The 9,809-nt window shown below is 73.7% G+C and carries 8 protein-coding genes; 3 read left to right on the forward strand and 5 right to left on the reverse strand.

Annotated elements, in window-relative coordinates; translation table 11 throughout:
- The 4 genes from ACFUC1_RS19060 to ACFUC1_RS19075 form a co-directional block, all read right to left on the reverse strand.
- The coding region (locus ACFUC1_RS19060; RefSeq protein ID WP_379122618.1) for a hypothetical protein at positions 1–771 on the reverse strand (771 nt) is incomplete at its 3' end.
- A 30-nt stretch (positions 772–801) separates the two neighbouring features.
- Complete coding sequence (locus tag ACFUC1_RS19065) at positions 802–1,812, reverse strand: hypothetical protein (RefSeq protein ID WP_379122620.1); 1,011 nt, start codon at positions 1,810–1,812, stop codon at positions 802–804.
- 146 nt (positions 1,813–1,958) lie between these two features.
- On the reverse strand, positions 1,959–2,600 hold the full coding sequence (locus ACFUC1_RS19070) for a helix-turn-helix transcriptional regulator (protein WP_379122622.1): 642 nt from the start codon (positions 2,598–2,600) through the stop codon (positions 1,959–1,961).
- Positions 2,597–3,316 (reverse strand): hypothetical protein, encoded by a 720-nt coding sequence (locus tag ACFUC1_RS19075; protein ID WP_379122624.1) that lies wholly within the window; start codon positions 3,314–3,316, stop codon positions 2,597–2,599. Before ACFUC1_RS19075 ends, ACFUC1_RS19070 begins: the two co-directional genes overlap by 4 nt.
- Positions 3,317–3,484: 168 nt before the next feature.
- On the opposite strand from ACFUC1_RS19075, the gene hutH reads away from it, so the two are divergent.
- Together hutH and hutU are read left to right on the forward strand one after the other, a co-directional pair.
- Entirely contained in the window at positions 3,485–5,059 is a 1,575-nt protein-coding gene (gene hutH / locus ACFUC1_RS19080; protein ID WP_379122626.1) for a histidine ammonia-lyase, read from the forward strand.
- 118 nt (positions 5,060–5,177) lie between these two features.
- Complete coding sequence (hutU, locus tag ACFUC1_RS19085; RefSeq protein ID WP_379122628.1) at positions 5,178–6,836, forward strand: urocanate hydratase; 1,659 nt, start codon at positions 5,178–5,180, stop codon at positions 6,834–6,836.
- 194 nt (positions 6,837–7,030) lie between these two features.
- Here the strand turns inward: hutU and ACFUC1_RS19090 are convergent, their stop codons facing one another.
- Entirely contained in the window at positions 7,031–7,504 is a 474-nt protein-coding gene (locus ACFUC1_RS19090) for an aminoacyl-tRNA deacylase (RefSeq protein WP_379122630.1), read from the reverse strand.
- Positions 7,505–7,762: 258 nt separating this feature from the next.
- On the opposite strand from ACFUC1_RS19090, the gene ACFUC1_RS19095 reads away from it, so the two are divergent.
- The gene (locus ACFUC1_RS19095) at positions 7,763–9,700 is read left to right on the forward strand and encodes a glycosyl hydrolase family 28-related protein (RefSeq protein ID WP_379122632.1); all 1,938 of its coding nucleotides are present in this window, start codon (positions 7,763–7,765) and stop codon (positions 9,698–9,700) included.
- Positions 9,701–9,809: the final 109 nt, after the last annotated feature.

The following is a 9,809-nucleotide window of genomic DNA, read 5'->3' on the forward strand; positions in this document are numbered from 1 at the left end:
CGACCCGGTCGGCCGCGCGCGTCCGGACGCACGCCGTCGCAGGCCGACCTGCCGGACGACCTCCGGCACGCTCGCGACGGTCGCCAGGACCAGTGCCACCACGGTGATGTACCGCGGGTCGTCCCGGCTGAGGGTCCAGGCGATGCCGGAGACGAACACCAGCACGAGCAGGACGCGCCCGGCGAGCCGCCACGCGGGCTCCGGCGACCGGTCGGGCGCCGACGGGAGGAGCCCGGAGCCGTGGTCGTCGGCGGCCGCCTCGAGCAGGGTTCGGCGCTGGAGCACCCGGGCGCGGCCGGAGTCGAGCTCGCCCGCCCCGCGGTAGGGGAACCCGGGCGGCACCGGCAGGTCGAGCGCCGTCGCCAGTGCGCGCCACCCGTCCTCCGGCGAGGCGGGTGACCGCAGCACGAGCAGGAGCTCCTGCGGGTCGACTCCGAGCCACCGTTCGAGCTCGGCCGCCGTCGAGCGGGCGGCCTCGGCGTCCAGGCCGTTGACCTTGCCGGCGGTCCAGCCCACGGTGGTCCGTCGGTGCCCCCGGGCCCACAGCTGCAGCGCGCTGCGCCACTCCCCGACCACGAGCAGGAGGCCCGTGCCGACCTTGCTCACCTCCTCGGCGACCCGCTCCAGCGCCGCCTGGTCGTCCGAGCCGACGTCGACCAGGGTCCAGCCCGGCACGCCCGCGGGCGCGATCCGCACCGTCGACAGCGCCCAGACGGCCCGGCGCTCGAGGTCGGCGGGCGCGGCCCGGACCATGAGCACCATGGCGGTCACGCCGTGCCCCCGTTCACCGGGCGCTCGCGGTCATGACCCGGTGGCCTTCTTGGTGACCACGTGCCGCCGGTAGGTGAGGAACTCCTCTCGCGCGTCTCCCCAGTAGCCCCAAGGGAACTCGGTCGCGTGCGGCCCGACGGCGACGAGCTGCTCGTACGCCTCGTCGAACCGGTGGAGGTGGAACAGCACCCGGACGAGCAGGTTGCGGGTCTGCGCCGTGAGGTGGTGACCGGCACCGGCGTTCGCCTCGACGTACGCCTGCCCGCGACGAACCGCGTCCTCGACCCGGGCGGGGTCCTGGGTCAGCGCGGTCGACGGGTCCTCGGCGAGGTGCTCGAGGACGGCGTCGAGCGGCAGCTCCTGGATCCGTGCGTCGGCCGGCGCTCCGTCGACCGCCTCGTGCACGAACGCGTACATCTGCTCGTGCGAGCCGAACCACTTCTTCGCCAGGAACTGCATCGCCTGCGAGGTGCCCTCGTAGTGGTAGCGGTCGACCTCCCACAGCGTCTCGACGTAGCCCCGCAGGACGTCGGCCGGCGCCTCGAGCCCGCGGGCGTGGACGATCGCGAGGGCCCACGGCTCGGGGTCGCCCGGCGAGAGGTCCACCGCCCGCTGGATCTGCGCCGTGGCGTCGGCGAGCGTCGTGTGGAAGGCGTCGAACTGCTCCTGGGTGACGTCCTTGGCACGGGCGTGGCTGCGCTGCTCCCAGGCCTGCAGGACCAGGAGTCGGGACGCGACGACGGCCAGGTCGGGGTCGTCGGGCGCCTCGTCGCGCCAGGTCTCCAGCCACTGGGGCGCCTGCAGGGACGCCTGGCCGAGCGTGGCGACGAGGTGGCTGCGGTCGCCCCAGGCCTGGTTCTGCCGGGTCCAGGCGAGCAGCTCGGCGGCCGGCGCGTGCTCTCCGTGCAGGGCGGCCTCGACGGCCGGGAGCGCGAAGTCGGCGGGTGCGTCCACCACCACCGCGTCGTCCGGTGCGAGCTGGGCCGTGAGCCCGGGCCCGTCCCTCATGGCCTTTCGGGCGTCGTTGAGCTTCTTGAACACCGGTTCCCCCTCCGTTGCGGTGCGCGCAACCTACCCCGGACCGCGAGCCTTGGCGAGGGAGTGGGGGCGAGGGGGCCGCCCCCCGGCCGCCGGCCGCTCCCTCCGTGGCCCTGATCCGCACCGCGGTGCCCCCCCCTTCGGGCGGGTCAGGTCCGGCTGATCCGTGCGACGCACAGCTCCGGTCCCGCGAACGCTTCGAGCCGTTCCAGGGTGATGGTCGGGTCGAGCTCGTCGAGCATCCCCGCCAGGAGTCCCCGGTGCACGCCGCACACCACGTCACCATGGGACTGCGCCAGGTCCAGGAACGGGCACGGGCGGATCTCGATCCGGCCCCCCGTCCGGGTGGGGTGGGCCGAGGACTCGAAGCCGAGCCGGCGCAGCCCGTCGGCCACGGCCTCGGGTGCCGGGGCCGCGGTCGCTGGGTACGCGCTCGCCAGGGCCCGGCCGTGCGCCTCACCTGCTGCCTCGGCCGCGTGGGCCGGCGAGGGTGCGGGGGTGGTCAGCGCCTCCGTGAGGATGGTGGCGAGCTCGCGCCAGCCCCCGTCCTCGGCAGGGAGGCGGGGCGACACGGCATACAGGACCTTTGGGCGACCGCGCGCGGACCGGTCCTCGGCGCCACGCTCGACCATCCCGGCCTCGACCAGCGCGTCGAGGTGGAACCGTGCGCTGTTGGTGTGGACGCCCAGCCGGTCGGCGACCTCGGCCGCGCCGAGGGGGCCGTCCGACTCGCGCAGGACCCGGAGCACGCGGGTCCGGGTGGGCCCGAGGGCGCCCTGGTCGGTCGTCACGCCGGGGTCGGGTAGAGCACCTGGCGGCGGCCGTGGCCGTCGAGCGGCGGGCGGGGCCCCGGGTGCCTCCGGGCCGGTTCGGTGCCGGGGTCGAGGCCTGCGTCCACCACCGCCCGGCCGAGGTGCTCGACCGCGTCGACGCCGTGGCGGACCTCTCCGTCGGCGAGCACGAGCAACGGGACGACCTCCTTGTCGAAGCCGACCCACTCCTGCCGCCAGGCCCGGACGAGCCGCCACGCGAGGGAGGTCATCGGTCCGCCGGTGACGTCCACGGCGTGGCCCCACCGGCGCAGCGGGTCGCTCGGCGAGGTCCCGGACTCGACGGCGTCGGAGAGCAGGGTGCGCACCACCGCGGCGTCGGAGAGGTCCAGGCCGTGTCGCCAGAACGCGTCGAAGAGCAGCGGGGCGGCGAGGTCCGCGACGCCGGCACCGTACGACTCGGCATAGCCGGACACCGCGGCGCGGGTGTGGGGGACGAAACCGCGCAGGGTGTGCGGGAGGTCCTCGCCGGGGAGCAGGAACCAGCTCACCCTGTCCAGCTCCTCGCGCAGGCAGGAGAACTCGTCCTCGCGCGTCCGGGAGGGCCTTGCCTGCCAGGGGTCGTGCTCGACCGCCCTCAGCTCGAACGGCTCGCCCAGCAGCTCCAGCCGGCGGTACGCGAGGTGGGACCAGGGACAGGAGAAGTCCCCGTAGAGCAGGGTCCGTGGTGTGGTCATGGCATCCTCCCGAGGGTGTTGGGTGGTGGCTCGTCCCGACCATAGTTACAAACTATTTGGGAAAAAGATAGAGGCCCGACCCCGCCCGTCCGCGAGGTCGCAGGTCGTCTCGCATGTGAGACGGTATGCCGCCGCCGTGGCTGTGCGCCGCGCCCCGGCTCGGCTGCAATGGAGGACATGACCACCACGTCCCCCTCCGTCGCGACTGTCCTCGTCGGCACCGGGCCGCTGTCGTTCGACGACGTCGTCGCCGTGGCCCGCCACGACGCGCGGGTCGAGCTCGACCCGGCAGCGCTCGAGGAGGTCCGCCGCACCCGCGGGGTGATCGAGGCGCTGGCCGACGACGCCCAGCCGCACTACGGCGTCTCGACCGGGTTCGGCGCCCTCGCCACCCGGCACATCCCGGTCGAGCTGCGCGCCCAGCTGCAGCGCTCGCTGGTGCGCTCGCACGCCGCCGGCTCCGGCCCCGAGGTCGAGCGCGAGGTCGTGCGGGCCCTGATGCTCCTGCGCATCTCGACCCTCGCCACCGGCCGCACCGGCATCCGCGAGGAGACGCTCTCCACCTACGTCGCGATGCTCAACGCCGGCATCACCCCGGTGGTCCACGAGTACGGCTCGCTCGGCTGCTCCGGCGACCTGGCCCCGCTCTCGCACTGCGCGCTCGCCCTCATGGGCGAGGGCGTCGTCCGGGACGCCGCGGGGGAGCGGATGCCCACGTCCGAGGCCTTCGCCGCGGCCGGCCTCACGCCGGTCGAGCTGCGCGAGAAGGAGGGCCTGGCCCTCATCAACGGCACCGACGGCATGCTCGGTCAGCTCGTGCTCGCCATCACCGACCTGCGTCGGCTGCTCACCGTCGCCGACCTCACCGCCGCGATGAGCGTCGAGGGCCAGCTCGGCACCGACGACGTCTTCGCCGCCGACCTGCACGCCCTGCGCCCCCAGCCGGGGCAGGCGCGATCCGCCGCGAACCTCCGGAAGCTGTTGCAGGACAGCGCGATCCGCGACAGCCACCGCGACCCAGAGGCGTGCACGCGGGTCCAGGACGCGTACTCCCTGCGCTGCTCGCCGCAGGTCGCCGGTGCGGTCCGCGACACGGTGGAGTATGCCGCGACGGTGGCCGGCTTCGAGCTCGCCTCCGCGGTCGACAACCCGGTCGTCACCCCGGACGGCAGGGTCGAGTCCAACGGCAACTTCCACGGGGCGCCGGTCGCCTACGTGCTGGACTTCCTCGCGATCGTTGCCGCCGACCTGGCCTCGATCAGCGAGCGTCGCACCGACCGGTTCCTCGACGTGGCGCGCAACCACGGGCTGCACGCGTTCCTCGCCGACGACCCGGGCGTCGACAGCGGCCACATGATCGCGCAGTACACCCAGGCGGCGATCGTCTCCGAGCTCAAGCGCCTCGCGACTCCTGCCTCGGTCGACTCGATCCCCTCCAGCGCCATGCAGGAGGACCACGTCTCCATGGGGTGGTCCGCGGCCCGCAAGCTGCGCCGCTCGGTCGACGGCCTGACCCGGGTCCTCGCCGTCGAGCTGCTCACCGCCGCCCGCGCCCTCGACCTGCGCGCCCCGCTGCAGCCCGCTCCCGCCACGGCCGCCGTCGTCCGCGCCCTGCGTGAGGCCGGCGCCGCCGGACCGGGCACCGACCGATTCCTCGCCCCCGAGATCGAGGTGGCAGTGCAGCTCGTCGCGAGCGGCGACGCCGTCGCCGCGGCCGAGTCGGTCACCGGGCCCCTCGACTGACGCCACGGCATACCGACCAACCCACAGGACCCCACCGACCCAGGTCTTTGAGCGTTTCCCGCGGCCCTGGCCGCCGGGATCGCGCAAAGACCCCGCACGACCGACGAAGGAGACCACCATGGAAGGCGCCCGCCCCGTCCGCGCACCGCGCGGCACCGCCCTCACGCACGCCACCCACTGGGGGGCCGAGGCCCCGCTGCGGATGCTCATGAACAACCTCGACCCCGAGGTCGCCGAGCGGCCGGACGACCTCGTCGTCTACGGCGGCACCGGCCGGGCCGCGCGCGACTGGAAGTCCTTCGATGCGATGGTCCGCACGCTGTCGACGCTCAAGCAGGACGAGACGATGCTCGTCCAGAGCGGCAAGCCGGTCGGCGTCATGCAGACCCACGAGTGGGCACCGCGCGTCCTCATCGCCAACTCCAACCTCGTCGGCGACTGGGCCACCTGGCCGGAGTTCCGACGTCTCGAGCACCTCGGGCTGACGATGTACGGGCAGATGACCGCCGGGTCGTGGATCTACATCGGCACCCAGGGCATCGTGCAGGGCACGTACGAGACCTTCGCCGCGGTGGCCGAGAAGAAGTTCGGTGGCACGCTGGCCGGCACCCTGACCCTGACCGGCGGCTGTGGCGGGATGGGCGGCGCCCAGCCGCTGGCCGTCACCCTCAACGGCGGGGCCTGCCTCATCGTCGACGTCGACCCTGCCCGCCTGCACCGCCGGGTCGAGCACCGCTACCTCGACGAGGTGGCCGACGACCTCGACGACGCCATCGAGAAGGCGTTGCGCGCCAAGGCCGAGCGGCGGGGCTGGTCGGTCGGCGTCGTGGGCAACGCGGCCGAGGTCTTCCCCGAGCTGCTGCGCCGTGGCGTCGACATCGACATCGTCACCGACCAGACGTCGGCCCACGACCCGCTGTCCTACCTCCCCGAGGGGATCGACCTCGGTGACTGGCACGAGTACGCCGAGAAGAAGCCCGAGGAGTTCACCGACCGGGCCCGGGCGTCGATGGCCAAGCACGTCCAGGCGATGGTCGAGTTCCAGGACGGCGGCGCGGAGGTCTTCGACTACGGCAACTCGATCCGCGACGAGGCACGGCTCGGCGGCTACGACCGGGCGTTCGAGTTCCCCGGCTTCGTCCCGGCATACATCCGCCCCCTGTTCTGCGAGGGCAAGGGCCCGTTCCGCTGGGCCGCGCTCTCCGGTGACCCGAAGGACATCGCGGCGACCGACCGCGCGGTGCTCGACCTGTTCCCTGACAACGACCGTCTGCACAAGTGGATCCGCGGTGCGCAGGAGCGGATCGCGTTCCAGGGCCTGCCCGCCCGCATCTGCTGGCTGGGCCAGGGGGAGCGGGACAAGGCGGGGCTGGCGTTCAACGAGCTCGTCCGCACCGGCGAGGTCAGTGCCCCGATCGTCATCGGCCGCGACCACCTCGACACCGGGTCGGTCGCGAGCCCGTACCGCGAGACCGAGTCGATGCTGGACGGCTCCGACGCGATCGCCGACTGGCCGCTGCTCAACGCGCTCGTCAACACGTCCTCGGGCGCGAGCTGGGTCTCGATCCACCACGGCGGCGGCGTCGGCATCGGCCGCTCGCTCCACGCGGGGCAGGTCTCGCTCGCCGACGGCACCGACCTGGCCGCGCAGAAGCTGGCTCGCGTGCTCACGAACGACCCGGCGATGGGCGTCATCCGCCACGTCGACGCGGGCTACGACATCGCCGAGCACACCGCCGAGCAGCAGGGCGTCCGCATCCCCATGCGCGAGGGCTGAGCGGGGGCCGCCCGGAAAGCGGACGGCCGACCAGGACGCGGACGGCCGCCCGGGACGCGGACGGCCGACGGGGACGGCCGCCCGGTCGTCGGCCCGAACCTCTGCTAGCAGAGCCAAGCTCGCTCAGCGCAGGGTGGAACCTCTGCTGAGCGCACGAACCTCTGCTAGCAGAGGTTCGTGCGGCAGGCGGTCCGTCAGGCGGGGTCGGTGACGTCGGCGACGTCGGCCTGCAGGACGCGGACGATGTCGTCGGCCTGGGCGGTGGCGGCCACGCCGTGGTCGCCACCGCCGATCGACACGGGCCGGCCGAGGATCGAGCTGTCCGCGACCACCGGCCACGGGTGGGTCGAGCCGAACGGCGTGATCGTGCCGCGGACGTACCCGGTCACGTCCCGGGCCGTCTCGGCGTCGGGCATGGACAGCCGGTTCACGCCGAGGTGGGCGCGCAGCTTCGGCCAGGAGATCTCACGGCCGCCGGGCACCAGCACGAAGAGGTAGTCGTCGGCGCCACGACGCACCACCAGCGTCTTGAGGACGTCCCGCGGCTCCAGGCCCCGGGCGGCGGCCGCCTCCTCGAGCGAGCGCACGGGCCCGTGCCGGGTGATGGTGTGCTCGATGCCGCTGTCCGCGAGGGCCCGGGCGGCCCGCTCTGCTCCGTTCCCCGTCATGGCGCCAGCGTAGGGGCCGCCCTCCCCAGGTGCGGCGGCTCCCGTGCCGAGCACCCTGGCCGAGCGCCCGTGATGAGCACCCGTGCCGAGCACCCGTGCCGACCACCCGTGCCGAGCACCCTGACCGAGCGCCTCGTGCCGAGCGCCCCGTGCCCGGACGCCCCGTGCCCGGACGCTCCCTTGACACGAGGAGGACCGACGGCCACGCTGCACCGAGGGTGACACGAGTCACCAATCCCCTCGACGAAGAGGTCCGCCGTGTCCGACAGCGTCCTGCCGCGCCCGCGTGCGCGCTCCCGATCAGCCCGTCCCCGCGCGGCCACCCTCGGCCTCGCCGTCGTCGCGGCCCTCGCCCTCGGTGGGCTGGTCGCCACCAGCGCCGGTGCGGCCGCCCCCAGCGCCGCCGCCGCTCCGCCGGCTGCCGCGAACCCCTCCGCGCCCGACCTCGGGTCGGCCCTCACCGTGTTCGACCCGAGCATGCCGGTGTCGCAGATCCAGTGGACGCTCGACGCGTTCGCCGCCAAGCAGGTCGACAACGAGATGGGCACCGCCCGCCACGCCTTCCTCTTCGCGCCCGGCACGTACGGCACCGCGGCCCAGCCGCTTCAGGTCAAGGTCGGCTACTACACCGAGATCGCCGGCCTCGGCGCCTCCCCGGGCGACGTGACCATCAACGGCAAGATCGAGGTCTACAACCGCTGCCTCGAGGGCGGGGGCACGAGCTACTGCGTCGCCCTCAACAACTTCTGGCGCACGCTGTCCAACCTCACCCTGCACATCGACGGCGCAGGACAGGACGGCTGCCGCGCGTCGGCCAACTTCTGGGCGGTCTCCCAGGCGGTCTCGATGCGCCGGGTCGACATCTCCGGCTCGAACCTCTCGCTCATGGACTACTGCACGGCCGGCCCGCAGTACGCCAGTGGCGGCTTCATCGCCGACTCGCGGATCCCGTTCACCATCAACGGTTCCCAGCAGCAGTGGTTCACCCGTAACAGCGAGGTGGCCGGCTGGAGCAACGGCGTCTGGAACGCCGTCTTCTCCGGCGTCGTCGGCGCCCCCACCGAGGCCGGCTGGCCCAACCCGCCGTACACCACGCTCGACCGCACCCCGGTGAGCCGCGAGAAGCCCTTCCTCTTCGTGGACGGCCAGGGCCGGTATGCCGTGCGCGTCCCGAGCGCCCGGCGCGACAGCCGCGGCATCTCCTGGGGCGCGGGCATGACGCCCGGCCGGACCGTCCCGCTCGACCAGTTCTTCGTCGCCACGCCGGCCACGCCGGTGCAGGAGATCAATGCCGAGCTCGCGCGCGGCCGTGACCTGCTGCTCACGCCCGGCGTCTACGACGTCGACCGCAGCATCAGCATCAAGCGCGCCGACACGGTCGTCCTGGGCCTCGGCCACGCGACCCTGACGTCGGTCGGCGGGGCCGTGCCGCTCACCGTCGCCGACGTCCCGGGCGTCGTCGTCGCGGGCCTCACCATCGACGCCGGCACCGTCGAGTCGCCCGCCCTCCTAAGGGTCGGCACCCGCAACGGCAACCAGGGCCTTGCCCACGACGCCGCGAACGACCCGACCACCCTGTCCGACGTCTACTTCCGCGTGGGGGGCCCGCACATCGGCCGGACCGACACGGCGCTGGAGATCAACAGCGACCACGTGCTCGTCGACCACACCTGGGTCTGGCGTGCCGACCACGGCCTCGAGCCGTTCACCGCCGGGGTGAGCGGCGACACCGACCGCTGGCGCACCAACACCGGACGCACCGGCGTGGTCGTCAACGGCGACGACGTCACCGCCACCGGGCTGTTCGTCGAGCACTTCCAGCAGCACAACGTCGTGTGGAACGGCGAGCGCGGCACGACGATCTTCTTCCAGAACGAGCTGCCGTACGACCCGCCCACCCAGGCCGACTGGGACCACGACGGGATCCAGGGCTGGGCGGCGTACAAGGTCGCCGACGGCGTGCGGACGCACCACCTCTACGGCGGCGGGTCCTACGTCTACAACCGCAACAACCCCTCGATCCACACCGCGAACGCGTTCGAGGTGCCGCAGACGCCGGGCGTGCAGCTGCACCACCTGCTCACGGTGAACCTCGACGCGGGCACCCTCGACCACGTCGTCAACGGCGTGGGCGCGGCCGCCGACACGACCAAGGTCGGCATCCCGGTCTACGTGGAGGACTACCCGACCCCGTAGCCACGACCCCGGCGCCCAGCCCTGGGCGGCCGGGCGCCCGAGGCGCCCGCCAGCACGTCGGGCGCCCCGGACCCCCGGCCGGGTCGACCCGCTGCGGTCGGCCCGGCGT

This window comes from Pedococcus sp. NPDC057267, assembly GCF_042668795.1.
Lineage (GTDB): Bacteria > Actinomycetota > Actinomycetes > Actinomycetales > Dermatophilaceae > Pedococcus.

Bases quoted from the DNA above. Each gene is read 5' to 3' on its own strand.
- hutU (WP_379122628.1), top strand. From the start codon at position 5,178: ATGGAAGGCGCCCGCCCCGTCCGCGCACCGCGCGGCACCGCCCTCACG.
- ACFUC1_RS19075 (WP_379122624.1), bottom strand. From the start codon at position 3,316: ATGACCACACCACGGACCCTGCTCTACGGGGACTTCTCCTGTCCCTGG.
- ACFUC1_RS19090 (WP_379122630.1), bottom strand. From the start codon at position 7,504: ATGACGGGGAACGGAGCAGAGCGGGCCGCCCGGGCCCTCGCGGACAGC.
- hutH (WP_379122626.1), top strand. From the start codon at position 3,485: ATGGAGGACATGACCACCACGTCCCCCTCCGTCGCGACTGTCCTCGTC.